General features: G+C 53.7%; 16 protein-coding genes and 1 tRNA gene. 12 read left to right on the top strand and 5 right to left on the bottom strand.

Annotated features, from left to right (window positions below; all coding sequences use genetic code 11):
- Nucleotides 1-241: 241 nt before the first annotated feature.
- Entirely contained in the window at nt 242-1,180 is a 939-nt protein-coding gene (gene pgtE, locus ACLJPQ_RS14130) for an omptin family outer membrane protease PgtE (protein WP_000716011.1), read from the top strand.
- Nucleotides 1,181-1,336: 156 nt separating this feature from the next.
- On the opposite strand, the gene ACLJPQ_RS14125 is transcribed toward pgtE, so the two are convergent.
- Nucleotides 1,337-1,411: transfer RNA gene (locus ACLJPQ_RS14125), tRNA-Arg, on the bottom strand.
- Nucleotides 1,412-1,486: 75 nt separating this feature from the next.
- Nucleotides 1,487-2,428: a formate/nitrite transporter family protein gene (locus ACLJPQ_RS14120; RefSeq protein WP_000377772.1), complete on the bottom strand. Its 942-nt coding sequence runs from the start codon at nt 2,426-2,428 to the stop codon at nt 1,487-1,489.
- Nucleotides 2,429-2,716: 288 nt separating this feature from the next.
- Between ACLJPQ_RS14120 and mlaA the strand changes: the two genes are divergently transcribed.
- Nucleotides 2,717-3,472 (top strand): phospholipid-binding lipoprotein MlaA, encoded by a 756-nt coding sequence (mlaA, locus tag ACLJPQ_RS14115; protein ID WP_000776787.1) that lies wholly within the window; start codon nt 2,717-2,719, stop codon nt 3,470-3,472.
- Between the two features lie 60 nt (nt 3,473-3,532).
- Here the strand turns inward: mlaA and fadL are convergent, their stop codons facing one another.
- Nucleotides 3,533-4,840, bottom strand: a complete 1,308-nt coding sequence (fadL, locus tag ACLJPQ_RS14110; protein WP_001518618.1) for a long-chain fatty acid transporter FadL — start codon at nt 4,838-4,840, stop codon at nt 3,533-3,535.
- A gap of 370 nt (nt 4,841-5,210) precedes the next feature.
- On the opposite strand from fadL, the gene ACLJPQ_RS14105 reads away from it, so the two are divergent.
- The 4 genes from ACLJPQ_RS14105 to sixA all read left to right on the top strand — a co-directional run bounded on the left by ACLJPQ_RS14105 (nt 5,211) and on the right by sixA (nt 9,824).
- On the top strand, nt 5,211-5,495 hold the full coding sequence (locus ACLJPQ_RS14105) for a YfcZ/YiiS family protein (RefSeq protein ID WP_000030904.1): 285 nt from the start codon (nt 5,211-5,213) through the stop codon (nt 5,493-5,495).
- Nucleotides 5,496-5,672: 177 nt separating this feature from the next.
- Entirely contained in the window at nt 5,673-6,983 is a 1,311-nt protein-coding gene (gene fadI / locus ACLJPQ_RS14100) for an acetyl-CoA C-acyltransferase FadI (RefSeq protein WP_001248114.1), read from the top strand.
- Nucleotides 6,983-9,130 (top strand): fatty acid oxidation complex subunit alpha FadJ, encoded by a 2,148-nt coding sequence (gene fadJ, locus ACLJPQ_RS14095; protein ID WP_020899055.1) that lies wholly within the window; start codon nt 6,983-6,985, stop codon nt 9,128-9,130. The genes fadI and fadJ overlap by 1 nt, the downstream gene beginning before the upstream one ends.
- 208 nt (nt 9,131-9,338) lie before the next feature.
- Entirely contained in the window at nt 9,339-9,824 is a 486-nt protein-coding gene (gene sixA, locus ACLJPQ_RS14090; RefSeq protein WP_001195800.1) for a phosphohistidine phosphatase SixA, read from the top strand.
- A gap of 99 nt (nt 9,825-9,923) precedes the next feature.
- On the opposite strand, the gene smrB is transcribed toward sixA, so the two are convergent.
- On the bottom strand, nt 9,924-10,475 hold the full coding sequence (gene smrB / locus ACLJPQ_RS14085) for an endonuclease SmrB (protein WP_000730794.1): 552 nt from the start codon (nt 10,473-10,475) through the stop codon (nt 9,924-9,926).
- A 165-nt stretch (nt 10,476-10,640) separates the two neighbouring features.
- Between smrB and prmB the strand changes: the two genes are divergently transcribed.
- The 6 genes from prmB to ACLJPQ_RS14055 are packed head-to-tail and all read left to right on the top strand — an operon-like array spanning nt 10,641 to nt 15,187.
- On the top strand, nt 10,641-11,573 hold the full coding sequence (gene prmB / locus ACLJPQ_RS14080; protein ID WP_001619154.1) for a 50S ribosomal protein L3 N(5)-glutamine methyltransferase: 933 nt from the start codon (nt 10,641-10,643) through the stop codon (nt 11,571-11,573).
- 35 nt (nt 11,574-11,608) lie between these two features.
- A complete protein-coding gene (aroC, locus tag ACLJPQ_RS14075; RefSeq protein WP_000918457.1) occupies nt 11,609-12,694 on the top strand; it encodes a chorismate synthase in 1,086 nt (361 codons plus the stop codon).
- A gap of 3 nt (nt 12,695-12,697) precedes the next feature.
- The gene (mepA, locus tag ACLJPQ_RS14070; RefSeq protein ID WP_000750423.1) at nt 12,698-13,522 is read left to right on the top strand and encodes a penicillin-insensitive murein endopeptidase; all 825 of its coding nucleotides are present in this window, start codon (nt 12,698-12,700) and stop codon (nt 13,520-13,522) included.
- Nucleotides 13,522-14,331, top strand: coding sequence for a sulfite exporter TauE/SafE family protein (locus ACLJPQ_RS14065; protein ID WP_000368599.1), 810 nt, complete (start codon nt 13,522-13,524; stop codon nt 14,329-14,331). Before mepA ends, ACLJPQ_RS14065 begins: the two co-directional genes overlap by 1 nt.
- Nucleotides 14,331-14,879, top strand: coding sequence for an elongation factor P hydroxylase (locus tag ACLJPQ_RS14060; protein ID WP_001066345.1), 549 nt, complete (start codon nt 14,331-14,333; stop codon nt 14,877-14,879). The genes ACLJPQ_RS14065 and ACLJPQ_RS14060 overlap by 1 nt, the downstream gene beginning before the upstream one ends.
- 32 nt (nt 14,880-14,911) lie before the next feature.
- Nucleotides 14,912-15,187, top strand: coding sequence for a YfcL family protein (locus ACLJPQ_RS14055; RefSeq protein WP_000559749.1), 276 nt, complete (start codon nt 14,912-14,914; stop codon nt 15,185-15,187).
- Between the two features lie 47 nt (nt 15,188-15,234).
- On the opposite strand, the gene mnmC is transcribed toward ACLJPQ_RS14055, so the two are convergent.
- Nucleotides 15,235-17,235 (bottom strand): bifunctional tRNA (5-methylaminomethyl-2-thiouridine)(34)-methyltransferase MnmD/FAD-dependent 5-carboxymethylaminomethyl-2-thiouridine(34) oxidoreductase MnmC, encoded by a 2,001-nt coding sequence (gene mnmC, locus ACLJPQ_RS14050; protein WP_180316384.1) that lies wholly within the window; start codon nt 17,233-17,235, stop codon nt 15,235-15,237.
- Nucleotides 17,236-17,288: the final 53 nt, after the last annotated feature.

Raw genomic sequence — 17,288 nt, 5'->3', positions numbered from 1 at the left:
ACAACATCAGCAGCGATGTCGTTAGCCAGATAACGTCGCATCACCGTAATGGTAAATCATTCCATCATGATTATAGATTGCTTATTATTCACCTGAGCATCAAATTCTATTTCTTAACTTCAATATAAGGTAAAAATGCGTCAAGTTCTCTGGCGTAATAAATGTACTCTTGTCCGTCGATTTGACAAGATGAAAACTTCATCACCTCTCCAGATTACATCTGAATATGAGGACAAGAGAAATGAAAAAACATGCTATTGCAGTAATGATGATCGCCGTATTTTCTGAGTCGGTTTATGCGGAGTCTACCTTATTTATTCCGGACGTCTCTCCTGATAGCGTCACGACATCCCTTTCCGTGGGTGTGTTAAATGGTAAATCCAGGGAGCTGGTTTATGATACCGACACCGGGCGGAAGCTGAGTCAACTGGACTGGAAAATAAAAAATGTCGCCACGTTGCAGGGGGATTTATCATGGGAACCCTATTCGTTCATGACGCTGGACGCCCGCGGCTGGACGTCTTTGGCGTCGGGATCGGGTCATATGGTTGACCATGACTGGATGAGCAGTGAGCAGCCTGGCTGGACCGATCGTTCAATTCATCCGGACACCAGCGCCAACTATGCTAATGAATACGATTTGAACGTGAAAGGTTGGTTATTGCAGGGCGATAACTACAAGGCGGGCGTAACAGCGGGCTATCAGGAAACCCGTTTTAGCTGGACGGCAAGAGGCGGGTCTTATATTTATGATAATGGTCGATATATTGGTAATTTTCCTCATGGCGTGCGCGGCATAGGTTATAGCCAGCGTTTCGAAATGCCCTATATCGGGCTGGCGGGTGATTATCGTATTAATGACTTTGAGTGTAATGTACTGTTTAAATACAGCGACTGGGTAAATGCGCATGATAATGACGAACACTACATGCGCAAACTTACCTTCCGTGAAAAAACGGAAAATTCACGATATTATGGCGCTTCTATTGACGCCGGATATTATATTACCAGTAATGCAAAAATCTTTGCTGAGTTTGCTTACAGTAAATATGAAGAAGGTAAGGGCGGTACGCAAATCATAGATAAAACCAGCGGTGATACGGCGTATTTTGGTGGCGATGCCGCAGGTATAGCTAATAATAACTATACGGTTACCGCGGGGTTGCAGTACCGCTTCTAGACCACATCAGGATGTCATCGGTCATAACCGGCCGATGACGACTTTTTGCTGAACGTGTGGCATATCCGGTGATGTTGCATAGGGGCAATAAAAGCAACATGAAAGGGGAACCGCTCGAAAGGTTATGCAGCAAGAAGAGAATGTCCTGGGTATCAATGGTGTCCCCTGCAGGAATCGAACCTGCAACTAGCCCTTAGGAGGGGCTCGTTATATCCATTTAACTAAGGGGACAACGCGGCGCCAGTATAGCGTTTTTTATTCGCCGGAGTAAGTGTAGCGCCGCCTGACTGGTTAAACCGTCGCCACTCAGCGCTGTTTTTCCGCTTTTTTTCGCTCCCGTTCCAGGCGCTCGCCGCGTAGCCTCGCTTCTTCCTTACGTTTATTGCTCATATCGTTGCGGATCTGCGCGTGGCTCATCAATGCGAAAATAAAGGTGCCGCCGCAGATATTTCCGGCAAGTGTGGGAAGGGCGAAGGGCCAGAGAAAGTCGCTCCAGGGCAGCGTGCCGTTGAAAACCAAATACAAAATTTCAACGGAACCGACGACAATATGGGTGGTATCGCCCAGCGCGATAAGCCAGGTCATCAAAATAATGACCACAATTTTTGCCCCGCCTGCAGCAGGAAACATCCATACCATTGTGGCGATGATCCAGCCAGAGATAATCGCGTTGGCAAACATCTCCGTTGGGCTATTTTTCATGACCTCCATACCAATTTTGACAAAGGCGTCGCGGGTCTCTTCATCAAATATAGGCATATATTCAAATGCCCACGCCGCAACCCCGGTGCCAATAAGGTTGCCCAATAAGACTACGCCCCATAAGCGCATCAGCAGGCCAACGTTACTCAGAGTGGGATTTTGCATTACCGGCAATACGGCGGTAACGGTATTTTCAGTAAATAATTGCTGGCGGGCCATGATGACAATGATAAAACCAAAGGTATAGCCGAGATTTTCCAGTAAAAAGCCGCCGGGAACGCCTTCAAGCTGCACGTGAAAAATCCCTTTCGCCAGGAGTGATGCCCCCATAGAAAGTCCTGCGGCAATGGCTGACCAGAGCAAAGCCATCGCATCGCGTTCCATCTCTTTTTCACCATCCTGGCGAATATGTTCATGAATCGCCATGGCGCGGGAAGGAAGACGATCTTCATCCACTTCAATCTCTTTACCGCTTTGTTTTTCTTCGCTTTCAACTTCCAGGTCACTGCTGTGCCGGTTAATTTTATCGTCGTTAAGGCTATCCATGATGATCTCTGCTGATTAATACATATTAATAAAGCGTAGCGGTTTTTCATTTACCCAGGCCGGGGCATTCTCCGAAAAAATAAAAATGATCACGCTCGTTTTTATCTGTTTCGTTAGAATAGGGCCGTCACGTTGTTGCGTTACCAGGCTATGCTCAGAGCAATGAGATCGCGCATATAGACATCGTTTGACGTGCTGTTAAAATCGCTCACACCTAAACAGGCGGATACGGTAGCGTTCCGTCATGGATGGCAATCAGCGATAGCCATAATTCACAGGGAGACATCTATGAAGCTTCGCCTGTCGGCGCTGGCGCTGGGAACCACACTGCTGGTCGGGTGTGCGAGTTCCGGTACAGAACAGCAGGGGCGTTCAGACCCATTTGAAGGGTTTAACCGCACCATGTACAACTTCAACTTTAATGTGCTGGACCCGTATGTTGTTCGGCCGGTCGCGGTCGCCTGGCGTGATTATGTTCCACAGCCTGCGCGTAACGGTTTAAGTAATTTCACCGGCAACCTCGAAGAACCGGCGATCATGGTGAACTATTTCCTGCAGGGCGATCCTTATCAGGGTATGGTGCATTTCACCCGTTTCTTCCTGAATACCTTATTAGGGATGGGCGGCTTTATTGACGTCGCGGGAATGGCGAATCCTAAGCTGCAGCGCGTTGAACCGCATCGCTTTGGCAGTACGCTGGGCCATTATGGCGTGGGGTATGGGCCTTATATGCAACTTCCGTTCTACGGCAGCTTCACGCTGCGTGAAGATGGCGGGGATATGGCGGATACCTTGTATCCGGTGCTCTCGTGGTTGACCTGGCCAATGTCCATAGGAAAATGGACTATCGAAGGGATAGAAACCCGCGCGCAGTTGCTGGACTCCGATGGTTTGCTACGTCAGTCTTCCGATCCTTATATTATGGTGCGCGAGGCGTACTTCCAGCGTCATGACTTTATCGCCAATGGCGGAAAACTCAAGCCGCAGGAAAACCCGAACGCGCAGGCGATTCAGGACGAACTCAAAGAGATCGACTCGGAATAAACGGCAGTAAATAAAAAGGTGAGCGCAATGCTCACCTTTTTGATCCGTTTCAGAAAGAGATTAGAACGCGTAGTTAAAGTTAGTACCGAACAGCCAGGCTTTCCCTTCAGATTCAAACTGATAAGGGCCTTCATTAATTTTCACGCTCTGACCATGCATATAAGAGACGCCAACGTCGACAGACGCATCTTTGTTAAAGGCGTAAGTCGTACCGGCGCTCAGCCAGAAACGGTCCTGGTCCGGAATAGAGATAGAACGGTTTTGCGCTGGTACCGGGCTGTCATCGAAGGCGATACCGGTACGGAACGTCCAGTTGTCATCGTAGTAATAGGTGGTGCCCAACGCAATGCGATAAGCGTCTTTAAAGCCTTCATGCTTCTCAAAGAGCGTATCGCCGGCGGTCGATTTTGCCTTCAATTCCTGGAACTGACTCCAGCTGGTATAGGCGAGGCTATAGTGGATGGCCCACTGTGGCGCCACACGGTTATAACCGGACACTTCCCACATTTCCGGCAGATTCAGCGTCAGGTAGCCTGACTGCGTCGCGCCGCCGGTTGCCGTTGGGATAGGCAGGTTAAATCGGTTTATAGCGATGGGAAGATCGCTACTGTAGTTGCCTTTAAAGTCAATTTTGACTTCCGAGCGGTAGGTCAGCGCGTAGCGGTTATTTTTATCCAGTTCATAAAGGATACCGGCATTCCAGCCAAAGCCCCACTGATTACCGTTCAGGTGGGCAATCTTGGTGTCGCTGGGAATCTGACCCGCGACCGGCGCCAGCGCCGGATTCTGTGCCGCGACCAACTGGCCTAAATCGCCCGCAAAACGTTCGATTTTCGCACGCGCGTATACCGCATCAAAGCCGAGGCCGAAGCTCCAGGCCTCATTTAAGCGATAAGCGCCGCTTAAATTCAGGTTCATGGTTTCAAGATCGGTCGTACCGCCTACCGAGCCGCCGGCGTATGTGTCGTTAAACTCTGTCGCCAGACCATAGTTAGAGGTAATAGAAGCCCCCCAGCCAAACTGATCGTTAATCGGCGCGACAAAATGGACGTTCGGCACCCAGGCCGTCGGCGCGATGTTATCCGCATCTAACGTCCGACGAGATGGCGATGTCCCGCTAATATTAACATCAGGATCAATATAAACCGCGCCCGCTGAAAACGTCGGGCGGTCAAACATGGTAATTAACGCCGGGTTGCGGCTAACGTTACCCGCATCATCTGCGATTGCGCCTTCACCCGAATAGGCCCGGCCAAGGCCAGAGGAAGAAAATTCGTTTAACTGAAAGCCTGCAGACCAGGCCTGGGTGGAGATGATTGCCACTGCGACTGCGAGAGCAGACTTTGTAAACAGGGTTTTCTGGCTCATGACCATAACCTCATTGATTATTTTTATACAAACTATGTTACATGCTGTAACAGGAGCGCGAAGTGTAGGGTCTGCGGTACGACTTAGAAATCAGACCAGTGGCGAGAGTATAGGTCTGACCAGCTAGAATGTTGCAAGTATGTTTATAAGTTTTTTCAATTGTGATCTTAGAAACGAGATCTGGCTGGCAAAATCGGCGGGCTTAACGGTCACCCGATCGCGCGATTTTTGTTTTAGATCATTTTTAAGTGTGATTTCGGTCACTTAACGCGTTTCCCACCATTAACGACTGGAGAGGCGAATGCCGGGAGCGTAAAATATCCCCATCGTTTATCTGGCACCCTGGGTGCAAATACAGAGGAAATCTACAATGAGTAAATGCAGTGCTGATGAAACCCCGGTTTGCTGCTGTATGGACGTTGGAACCATCATGGACAACTCCGATTGCACCGCGTCATACAGCCGCGTATTCGCTACCCGCGCAGAGGCTGAAGAGACGCTGGCGGCGTTAACCGAAAAAGCGCGTAGCGTGGAGTCTGAACCTTGCCAAATTACGCCAACCTTTACCGAGGAATCCGAAGGCGTTCGTCTGGATATTGATTTTGTTTTCGCCTGCGAAGCAGAAACGCTGATCTTCCAGCTCGGCCTGCGTTAATCCGTTCATTCACGACGCCTCCGTCATCATCTGGCGGAGGCGTTTTCTTTTTTTGTCGCTTCCCTTCACTGTGCCTTAGCTCCCACTTTCTTTTCTCTCTGCTTGGCTAAATGTAAAAAATTGGTTAAGACTGTGATCAGGTCAGACCACTAATTTATTTTTTTACAGGGGAGTACTATGCGTCAGGCTTTACCGTTGGTCACCCGTCAGGGCGATCGCATTGCTATTGTCAGTGGGTTACGAACCCCCTTCGCTCGTCAGGCCACTGCATTTCATGGTATTCCCGCTGTTGATCTCGGCAAGATGGTGGTAGGCGAGCTGCTAGCGCGCAGTGAAATTCCAGCCGATGCCATTGAGCAACTGGTTTTTGGTCAGGTAGTACAAATGCCGGAAGCCCCCAATATTGCGCGCGAAATTGTGCTGGGTACGGGAATGAATGTTCATACCGATGCCTATAGCGTAAGCCGCGCCTGCGCCACCAGTTTTCAGGCGGTAGCGAATGTGGCGGAAAGCCTGATGGCCGGCACGATACGCGCCGGTATCGCTGGCGGCGCAGATTCGTCGTCGGTACTGCCAATAGGCGTGAGTAAAGCCCTGGCGCGGGTACTGGTTGATGTCAATAAAGCCCGGACGACCCGCCAACGGCTGATGCTTTTTTCTCGTCTGCGCTTACGCGACCTGCTGCCCGTTCCTCCCGCCGTTGCTGAGTATTCCACCGGTCTGCGCATGGGCGATACCGCCGAACAGATGGCGAAAACGTATGGTATTACGCGTGAACAGCAGGACGCGCTGGCGCATCGTTCACATCAGCGCGCCGCGCAGGCATGGGCGGAGGGTAAACTGGCGGAAGAAGTGATGACGACCTATGTGCCGCCGTATAAAAACCCCTTTGCAGAAGACAACAACATTCGCGGCGCCTCCACGCTGGCGGACTACGCCAAACTGCGTCCCGCTTTTGACAGAAAACATGGCTCTGTGACCGCCGCCAATAGTACACCGCTGACCGACGGCGCTGCCGCCGTTATTATGATGACCGAATCCCGCGCTAAAGAGCTGGGGCTGCGCCCGCTTGGTTATCTGCGCAGCTACGCCTTTACCGCTATTGATGTCTGGCAGGACATGCTATTGGGGCCGGCCTGGTCAACGCCGCTGGCGCTGGAGCGGGCCGGGTTGACGATGGCCGATCTGACGCTTTTTGACATGCATGAAGCGTTTGCCGCTCAGACTCTGGCGAACTTACAACTGCTGGGCAGCGAACGATTTGCCCGTGAAGTGCTTGGTCGTGCGCAGGCGACAGGGGAGGTGGATGACGCTAAATTCAACGTGCTCGGCGGCTCAATCGCCTACGGGCATCCTTTTGCCGCAACGGGCGCACGGATGATAACCCAAACGTTGCATGAGTTACGGCGTCGGGGCGGAGGTTTTGGCCTGGTCACAGCCTGCGCGGCTGGCGGTCTTGGCGCGGCGATGGTTCTGGAGGCGGAATAATGACTACCACATCAGCTTTTATGCTTAACGTGCGTCTGGATAATGTCGCGGTTGTCGCTATTGATGTCCCTGGAGAAAAGGTGAACACCCTGAAAGCGGAGTTTGCCGCGCAGGTACGCGCCATCCTGAAGCAGATCCGGGAAAATAAAGCGTTGCAGGGCGTTGTTTTTATCTCAGCCAAAGCAGATAACTTTATTGCTGGCGCTGATATCAACATGATAGGCCACTGCCAAAACGCGCAGGAAGCGGAAACGCTGGCGCGTCAGGGGCAACAACTGATGGCGGAGATCCAGGCGTTGCCTGTTCCGGTTATCGCCGCCATTCATGGCGCCTGTCTGGGGGGCGGCCTTGAAATGGCGCTGGCCTGCCATCGACGTATCTGTACCGACGACGTTAAAACCGTTCTCGGACTGCCGGAGGTACAGTTAGGGCTTTTACCGGGATCGGGCGGAACGCAGCGACTTCCACGGCTGGTGGGGGTCAGTACCGCGCTGGATATGATCCTGACAGGTAAACAGCTTCGCGCCAGACAGGCGCTTAAAGCCGGGCTGGTTGATGATGTGGTGCCGCAAACTATTTTACTGGAAGCGGCTGTCGAGCTGGCTAAAAAAGAACGCCTGGCGCAGCGGACATTACCGGTCCGGGAACGTATCCTGGCGGGGCCGCTGGGGCGCGCGCTGTTATTTCGCCTGGTGCGTAAAAAGACAGCGCAAAAAACGCAGGGTAATTATCCGGCGACGGAGCGGATCATTGATGTGATTGAAACTGGACTGGCGCAGGGCAGCAGTAGCGGCTATGACGCGGAAGCGCGCGCTTTCGGCGAGCTGGCGATGACGCCGCAATCGCAGGCGCTGCGCGCTGTTTTTTTTGCCAGTACCGAGGTGAAAAAAGATCCCGGTAGCGATGCGCCGCCCGGCCCGCTGAACAGCGTGGGCATCTTAGGCGGCGGGTTAATGGGCGGCGGTATCGCCTGGGTTACGGCCTGTAAAGGCGGCTTGCCAGTACGAATTAAGGATATAAATACTCAGGGGATCAATCATGCTCTGAAATACAGCTGGGATCTGCTTGAAACAAAAGTACGCCGCCGCCATATCAAAGCCAGCGAACGCGATAAACAGTTGGCGTTGATATCAGGTTCTACCGATTACCGTGGTTTCAGTCATCGTGATCTGGTCATTGAAGCGGTGTTTGAAGATCTGCCGTTAAAACAACAGATGGTGGCGGAAGTGGAGCAAAATTGCGCTGCTCACACCATTTTTGCCTCCAATACTTCTTCCCTGCCGATTGGCGATATTGCGGCGAATGCGGCCAGACCGGAACAGGTGATTGGATTGCACTTTTTTAGCCCGGTCGAAAAAATGCCGCTGGTTGAGGTCATTCCTCACGCGTCTACTTCCGCGCAGACCATCGCCACGACCGTTAAGCTGGCGAAAAAACAGGGTAAAACCCCGATAGTCGTCAGTGATAAAGCCGGGTTTTATGTTAACCGAATTCTTGCGCCGTATATCAATGAGGCGATTCGGATGCTGACTGAAGGCGAACGCGTCGAACATATTGACGCCGCCCTGGTAAAATTTGGTTTTCCGGTGGGGCCAATCCAACTTTTGGATGAGGTAGGAATCGACACGGGCACTAAAATTATTCCTGTGCTTGAGGCGGCGTATGGAGAACGTTTTAGCGCGCCTGCAAATGTTGTCGCTTCAATTTTGAATGACGATCGCAAAGGTAGAAAAAATGGTCGCGGTTTCTATCTTTATGGCGAAAAAGGGCGTAAAAGCAAAAAACAGGTTGACCCTGCTATTTATAAGCTTATTGGCGTGCAAGGGCAGAGTCGACTGTCTGCGCAGCAGGTGGCAGAGCGCTGTGTCATGTTAATGCTTAACGAAGCGGCGCGCTGTTTCGACGAAAAAGTGATTCGCAGCGCGCGCGATGGCGATATTGGCGCCGTGTTTGGTATCGGTTTTCCGCCGTTTCTCGGTGGCCCGTTCCGCTATATGGATGCTCTCGGGCCGGGTGAAATGGTGGCGACATTACAGCGCCTGGCCGCACTTTACGGTCCTCGTTACGCGCCTTGTGAACAATTAGTGCGCATGGCGGAGCGCAGGGAGCATTTCTGGACGAATGGGGAAACTGGCCAGGGAAATTGAGGTCAAAGAGAATATGAATCCGCACTGAATGCCTCCTTAGTGGCGAAATAATAATCAAGGATTGACTATACTTACGCCATTGAGGTAAAAAACAGCGTTTCATTCAGTGAATGGATAAGGCACAATGCCGGCCACCGCATTTTTGCCGCAGCCAATAGGGGCATGTGGTAAGCGTGTTGGTGAAACTGGTTAACAAAAGCGGTGCAATATGCAAGTTTTTATCATGCGTCACGGCGACGCAGCCCTCGATGCCGCCAGTGATTCGGTTCGTCCCTTGACCCCTTGTGGGTGTGACGAGTCTCGCCTGATGGCGAACTGGCTGAAAGGTCAAAAAGTGGATATCGAACGTGTTCTGGTGAGTCCGTTTCTTCGGGCCGAACAGACGTTAGATGTGGTCGGCGATTGTATGAATCTGCCGGCTCAGGTGGATGTCCTGCCGGAGCTAACGCCCTGTGGCGATGTCGGTCTGGTCAGCGCCTACCTCCAGGCGCTGGCCAATGAAGAGATCGGATCGGTGCTGGTGATCTCTCACTTACCTCTGGTCGGATACCTGGTATCTGAGCTTTGTCCGGGCGAAACGCCGCCGATGTTCACGACGTCCGCAATTGCCAACGTTACGCTTGATGAAAGCGGCAAGGGGACATTCAACTGGCAAATGAGTCCCTGCAATCTGAAAATGGCGAAAGCGATTTAATCTTTGCTGCCTGATGGCGCTTCGCTTATCAGGCCTACGACAGCGCTGGCTGTTCGTAGGCTGGATAAGGCGCTTGCGCCGCCATCCGGCAATTCCGCATCAGGGTAATTCGGGCGGTTGCCACTCTTCCACTTCAATCAACACCAGCAGCGCGGCGTCGCCGCCGTACTCTTTCGGCGCCTGATGAAAGGCCATCACATGCGGATGCTGCGCCAGCCATAACGGCGTTTGCTGTTTCAGAATATGTTTACCGTGTCCATGCATGACGCAGGCGCAAAAAATATGTTCCCGACGGCAGGCGGCAATCAGCGCCCCCAGTTCCTGCTTGGCCTGAAGCTGCGTTAAGCCGTGTAAATCCAGAAACAGTTCCGGCGAATAGTCGCCGCGACGCATTTTTTTTAGCTCGAAATGGCTGACATCTTCACGGACATACTTTACCGGCCCTTCCGTATTGAGCAGCGGCTGGAACTCATCAGAAAAATAGTGGCTGGCGTCCGCCTGTTCCTGAATTAACCTTCGGGTAGGGACTTCCGTGATTTTCTTGCGCAGTGGCCGATGGACGATAGTATCCTGTTTAATCTTTCGGGTGCCGACCATCAGCTGACGGAACAGCGCCTGGTCCTCCTCGCTGAGCGATGTTTTCTTTTTCATTCGTGGGTCTCGTCTGATCTTTTGCCTTAGTTTACCCGACCAGGAGGATATCCGAACGGTCAAAACGGATTTTTCGTATTCTCCCGCCGCGTCAATGCTGATTTATCCCTGCCTTCGTGGCAAACTAGCCGCCGAATTTAATGCGAGCATGCCCTGGAGGAATACGTGGATAAAATTTTCGTCGATGAAGCAGTAAGTGAACTGCATACCATTCAGGACATGTTGCGCTGGGCGGTAAGCCGCTTTAGCGCGGCGAATATCTGGTATGGACACGGTACCGATAACCCGTGGGATGAAGCGGTACAACTGGTGTTGCCGTCTCTTTATCTGCCGCTGGATATTCCGGAAGATATGCGGACCGCGCGGCTGACGTCCAGCGAAAAACACCGCATTGTCGAGCGAGTGATTCGTCGCATTAACGAGCGTATCCCGGTCGCCTACCTGACCAATAAAGCCTGGTTCTGCGGCCACGAATTTTATGTCGATGAGCGCGTGCTGGTGCCGCGTTCGCCGATTGGCGAGCTGATTAATAACCGCTTCGCCGGCCTTATTAGCCAACAGCCGAAATATATTCTGGATATGTGTACCGGTAGCGGCTGCATCGCCATCGCCTGTGCTTATGCTTTCCCGGACGCAGAGGTTGATGCGGTCGATATTTCGCCGGATGCGCTGGCTGTCGCCGAGCATAACATTGAAGAACACGGTCTTATCCATCACGTGACGCCAATCCGTTCCGATCTGTTCCGCGATCTGCCGAAAGTTCAGTACGATCTGATAGTCACTAACCCGCCCTATGTCGATGCGGAGGATATGTCCGATCTGCCGAACGAATATCGCCACGAACCTGAGCTGGGGCTGGCGTCCGGCACTGACGGCCTCAAATTGACCCGTCGTATCCTGGGAAATGCGCCGGATTATCTGTCCGATGATGGCGTTCTGATTTGTGAAGTCGGAAACAGCATGGTACATCTGATGGAGCAGTATCCGGATGTGCCGTTCACCTGGCTGGAGTTTGACAACGGTGGCGATGGCGTTTTTATGTTGACCAAAGCGCAGTTGCTCGCGGCCCGTGAACATTTCAATATTTATAAAGATTAAAACACGCAAACGACAACAACGATAACGGAGCCGTGATGGCAGGAAACACAATTGGACAACTCTTTCGCGTAACCACTTTCGGCGAATCACACGGGCTGGCGCTTGGGTGTATCGTCGATGGCGTGCCGCCCGGCATCCCGTTGACGGAGGCCGATCTGCAACACGATCTCGACAGACGCCGCCCCGGCACCTCGCGCTATACTACCCAGCGCCGCGAACCGGATCAGGTAAAAATTCTCTCCGGCGTGTTTGATGGCGTGACGACCGGCACCAGCATTGGCCTGCTGATTGAAAACACCGATCAGCGCTCGCAGGACTACAGCGCGATTAAAGATGTTTTTCGTCCGGGACACGCGGATTACACCTATGAGCAGAAATACGGCCTGCGCGATTACCGTGGCGGTGGACGTTCTTCCGCGCGTGAAACCGCGATGCGCGTAGCGGCAGGGGCGATCGCCAAGAAATACCTGGCGGAAAAGTTCGGCATCGAAATCCGCGGCTGCCTGACCCAGATGGGCGACATTCCGCTGGAGATTAAAGACTGGCGTCAGGTTGAGCTTAATCCGTTCTTTTGTCCCGATGCGGACAAACTTGACGCGCTGGACGAACTGATGCGCGCGCTGAAAAAAGAGGGCGACTCCATCGGCGCGAAAGTAACGGTGATGGCGAGCGGCGTGCCGGCAGGGCTTGGCGAACCGGTTTTTGACCGACTGGATGCGGACATCGCCCATGCGCTGATGAGCATCAATGCGGTGAAAGGCGTGGAGATCGGCGAAGGATTTAACGTGGTGGCGCTGCGCGGCAGCCAGAATCGCGATGAAATCACGGCGCAGGGTTTTCAGAGCAACCACGCTGGCGGCATCCTCGGTGGCATCAGTAGCGGGCAACACATTGTGGCGCATATGGCGCTGAAACCTACCTCCAGCATTACCGTGCCGGGACGTACGATCAACCGGATGGGTGAAGAAGTCGAAATGATCACCAAAGGGCGCCACGATCCGTGTGTGGGGATTCGCGCAGTGCCGATCGCAGAAGCCATGCTGGCGATCGTGCTGATGGATCACCTGCTGCGCCATCGGGCACAGAATGCGGATGTAAAGACAGAGATTCCACGCTGGTAAGAAATGAAAAAAACCGCGATTGCGCTGCTGGCATGGTTTGTCAGTAGCGCCAGCCTGGCGGCGACGCCGTGGCAGAAAATAACTCATCCTGTCCCCGGCGCCGCACAGTCTATCGGTAGCTTTGCCAACGGCTGCATCATTGGCGCCGACAAGTTGCCGGTACAGTCCGATAATTATCAGGTGATGCGCACCGATCAGCGCCGTTATTTCGGCCACCCGGACTTGGTCATGTTTATCCAGCGGTTGAGTCATCAGGCGCAGCAACGGGGGCTCGGAACCGTCCTGATAGGCGACATGGGGATGCCTGCCGGAGGCCGCTTTAATGGCGGACACGCCAGTCATCAGACCGGGCTTGATGTGGATATTTTCTTGCAGTTGCCGAAAACGCGCTGGAGCCAGGCGCAGCTATTGCGCCCGCAGGCGTTAGATCTGGTGTCCCGCGACGGTAAACATGTCGTGCCGTCTCGCTGGTCGTCGGATATCGCCAGTCTGATCAAACTGGCGGCACAAGACAATGACGTCACCCGTATTTTCGTCAATCCGGCTATTAAACAACAGCTTTGCCTCGATGCCGGAAGCGATCGTGACTGGCTACGTAAAGTACGCCCCTGGTTCCAGCATCGCGCGCATATGCACGTGCGTTTACGCTGCCCTGCCGACAGCCTGGAGTGCGAAGATCAACCTTTACCCCCGCCGGGCGATGGATGCGGCGCTGAACTGCAAAGCTGGTTCGAACCGCCAAAACCTGGCACCACAAAGCCTGAGAAGAAGACACCGCCGCCGCTGCCGCCTTCCTGCCAGGCGCTACTGGATGAGCATGTACTCTGATGGACAATTTTTATGATCTGTTTATGGTCTCCCCGCTGCTGCTGGTGGTGCTGTTTTTTGTCGCCGTACTGGCAGGATTTATCGATTCTATCGCCGGGGGCGGAGGGCTGCTCACTATCCCTGCGCTGATGGCCGCCGGGATGTCGCCGGCAAACGCGCTGGCGACCAATAAATTACAGGCGTGCGGCGGCTCCCTCTCGTCTTCGCTCTATTTTATTCGCCGTAAAGTGGTAAACCTGGCCGAGCAAAAGCTCAATATTCTGATGACGTTCATTGGCTCGATGAGCGGCGCGCTGCTGGTGCAGCACGTGCAGGCGGATATTTTGCGCCAGATCTTGCCCATCCTGGTGATTTTCATCGGCCTCTATTTTTTATTGATGCCGAAGCTGGGCGAGGAAGATCGCCAGCGCCGCCTGTATGGATTACCGTTCGCGCTGATAGCCGGGGGATGCGTCGGGTTTTACGACGGCTTTTTCGGGCCTGCCGCCGGGTCGTTTTACGCTCTGGCGTTTGTCACTTTATGTGGCTATAACCTGGCGAAATCCACGGCACATGCCAAAGTGCTTAACGCTACCTCCAACGTTGGCGGCCTGCTGTTATTTATCATCGGCGGCAAAGTGATCTGGGCGACGGGCTTCGTGATGCTGGTTGGTCAGTTTTTAGGAGCGCGAATGGGGTCGCGTCTGGTGTTGAGCAAAGGCCAAAAGCTTATCAGACCGATGATCGTTATTGTCTCGGCGGTGATGAGCGCCAGGTTACTTTATGATAGCCACGGACAGGAGATCCTCCACTGGTTGGGGATGAATTAATGAACAATACGCACCATTACGAACAGTTAATTGAGATTTTTAACGGCTGCTTTGCCGAAGAATTTAATACCCGTCTGATTAAAGGCGACGACGAACCGATCTATCTTCCTGCTGACGCGCAGGTACCGTACCACCGCATCGTCTTTGCGCATGGGTTTTACGCCAGCGCGCTGCATGAGATTTCTCACTGGTGTATCGCCGGTAAGGCGCGCCGCGAGCTGGTTGACTTTGGTTACTGGTACTGCCCGGATGGACGCGACGCGCAGACCCAAAGTCAATTCGAAGACGTTGAGGTGAAGCCACAGGCTTTCGACTGGTTGTTTTGCGTGGCGGCGGGGTATCCCTTTAACGTCAGTTGCGACAATCTGGAAGGCGATATTGAGCCGGATCGCGTGGCGTTTCAGCGCCGGGTTCATGCGCAGGTAATGGCGTATCTGGAGCAGGGCATTCCTGAACGTCCGGCCCGCTTCATCAAAGCGCTACAGAATTACTATCACACGCCCGAACTTAAGGCGGAACAGTTCCCGTGGCCGGAAGCGCTTAATTAAAGCCAGCGCCACGTTTACAATGAGGAAAGAAGATGATCGCGGAGTTTGAATCACGCATTCTGGCATTAATTGACGATATGGTAGAGCACGCCAGCGACGATGAGCTTTTTGCCAGTGGATACCTGCGTGGCCACCTGACGTTAGCCATTGCCGAGCTGGAGAGCGGTGATGACCACTCCGTTGAGGCGGTCTATGCCAACGTTAGCCAAAGTCTGGAAAAAGCGATCGGCGCCGGCGAACTGTCGCCGCGCGATCAGGCGTTAGTCAAAGCGATGTGGGACAATTTGTTCGACAAGGCAAAACAATAACGCCGTGGGCCGGAAGGCGACGCTTGCCGCCTTCCGTTATTGACCCATTACTTCACCGCTTTTCCCTTCAATAACTTTCTCACCCATAACCGATTCGGATTTAACGCCGCCAGCGTACCGGCATCCAGTGGAATCGGCTCGTTACTCATCTGCGCCGCCAGAATTTCTGCGCATAATGGCGCTGAGCACAAACCACGCGATCCCAGCGCGCCGAGCATAAATAAACCCGGATACACAGGCGCAGGCGCCGCCGACGTTTTATTATCGGCTAAATCGGCGTAATGCGTCAGCGTGGCATGGTAATCCGGGACATTGCCCACCATCGGCAGATGGTCGCGGGTGGCGCAACGCACGCCGCAACGGGCGCTGTTGCCGCTAACGTCAACCTCTGTGGCCCATTTCGCATCCGGAAAACAGTCAAGCAGACGCTGTCGGTTCTGACGCTGATCTTCTTCGCGCCAGACGGTGCTTTCGTCACCCCGGTGATAGCTGGCGCCAATACAGTGTTGCTGATTATGCGGATTTTGCGGCGTCAGATAGCCGTCGTAGCATAACACCTGACGCAACGCCGAGAGAGCGGGGGTGGTGGGAATATGACTGACCTGCCCCCCGACGGCATACACCGGCAGCGGCTGGGTCTGATCAAAACGGTTAATCTGATGGCCGTTCGCCAGGACGACGGTCTCATGGCTGACGGTTTCACCTGACGTAAAGCGCAGTTGCCAGCGCGACTCCCGCGCAACGAGCGACGTGAGCGTATGGCGAAAGCGCGTTTGTAAACCCTGTTCGGTCGCCAGTGCGATGACTGCGCGAGTTAATTGTTCCGGGCACAGCCAGCCGCCTTCCGGATAGGTAATTCCTCCGCAGCGTGTCGTCACGCCAACCGCCTGTTCCGCCTCTTCAGCATTGAGCGCCGAGGCCAGTCCGGCGGGCAGCGCCAGGGACAGCATCTGGGCAATTTTCTGCTGGCTTTTCTCATCCCATCCGAGCTGCGTCACGCCGCACCAGTCATGATCAAAAGAGACGGGCAGGGCATCATACAGGCGACGGGCAAAGGTGAATGCGGTCGGGAAAAAGCGATTAATGGCGGCGTCATGTTTGCTAAGGAGCGGATAAAGCGCGCCCTGTCGATTACCGGAAGCGCCCTGGGCGGGCTGATCATCTGCGCAATAGAGCGTCACCTGCCAGCCGCGACGCAGTAACGCCAGTGATAACAACGCGCTGGCGATGCCGCCGCCAATGATCGCCATTTCACGTTTTTCGCTTCCGCTGCGGTAAAACCAGGGCGCGGAAAGGGTCGGCATGAGGTGTTGTTCCATCACTCCGCAAAGCATCTCGCGTTTACGTCCGAAGCCTTTGCGTTTTTGCATGGTAAAACCGGCTTCCTGTAATCCCCGACGGACGAAACCCGCCGAGGTAAACGTCGCCAGCGTTGCGCCGGGCCGCGCCAGCCGCGCCATCGCGTTAAACAGGTTTGGCGTCCACATATCTGGATTTTTCGCCGGGGCAAAACCGTCGAGGAACCAGGCGTCGACTGTTTGATTCAGCGTGGCGTCCAGTTGGTCGGTCAGCTCATTAATATCGCCAAACCACAAATCCAGCGTCACCCGACCCCGATCCAGCAATAGGCGGTGGCACCCCGGGAGCGGCAGCGGCCATTGCGCCTGCAGCTGCTCTGCCCAGGGCGCGAGCTCCGGCCAGTGTTGGTGCGCCAGCGCCAGATCGTCGCGCGTTAACGGGAATTTCTCAAAACTGATGAAATGTAACCTTTGCAGCGTCGCCTGTGGGTGCGCAGAACGAAAGCTGTCAAACGCCTGCCACAGCGTCAGGAAGTTGAGTCCGGTGCCAAAACCGCTTTCCGCGACTATAAATAATGGATGTGAATGTACGGGAAATCGCTCCGCAAGACGATTGCCGCCAAGAAAAACGTAGCGTGTCTCTTCGAGTCCATTGTCATTAGAAAAATAGACATCATCAAAATCTCGGGAAACAGGTGTACCCTCAGCGTTAAATTCGAGTGTGGCGGGTTGTATGGCGTATTGTTTCACGTAAGTTACTCGTCTGACGGGCGGTATCGCGATCTTAACGATGTGTGCCTGAC

The sequence above is a fragment of the Salmonella sp. SAL04213 genome, from assembly GCF_046550535.1.
Lineage (GTDB): Bacteria > Pseudomonadota > Gammaproteobacteria > Enterobacterales > Enterobacteriaceae > Salmonella > Salmonella enterica.
This window is presented reverse-complemented; position numbering and strand designations above follow the sequence as displayed.